This window comes from Corallococcus praedator, from assembly GCF_003612125.1.
GTDB lineage: Bacteria > Myxococcota > Myxococcia > Myxococcales > Myxococcaceae > Corallococcus > Corallococcus praedator.
Genome location: NZ_RAWI01001004.1, coordinates 1 through 452, shown reverse-complemented (window position 1 = coordinate 452; position 452 = coordinate 1). Strand labels below are relative to the sequence as shown.

Genomic DNA, 452 nt, shown 5'->3' with positions numbered 1-452 from the left:
TTGCCACTCCGATCGCTCTTGATGAATCGGTGGCAACGATCGTTCAACTGCAATCTTGTTACGCCCAAGGCTGGCGCGGAATTTTTGTGGTGAAAGCGGCGATCGCCGGATTTCCCTCTCGCCTGCGTCAGTTCATCCAATCTCAAAAGCTTGATGTCGTCTGGTCTTCGGCTCTGGAAACTTCGATCGCCCGCCGCTACATCGAAACTCATTTGATTCGCTCACCCGATCGCGCTTTGGGAACGGGCGTAAGTCACTTGTTTGCAGACGAGTTCGATCGCCTGGATGCAGAGCAAATATGGCAAAAGATTTAGTGCAATCCTGGCAGCGACGCGGCGGAAAGCTGCTGCTCGGCAATTCCTCAAACGACAACGCGCCGCTCCTACAAGAGGTAACGGCGCGACGGACTCAGGAACTCCAGCAGGCTACAAAATCAGAAACACTGCCAACTG

The 452-nt window shown here is 54.0% G+C and carries 1 protein-coding gene; it reads left to right on the top strand.

Annotated elements, in window-relative coordinates:
* A partial coding sequence (locus D7Y13_RS45480; RefSeq protein WP_208734626.1) for a hypothetical protein occupies nt 1-314 on the top strand: 314 nt, incomplete at its 5' end.
* Between the last annotated feature and the right edge of the window lie 138 nt (nt 315-452).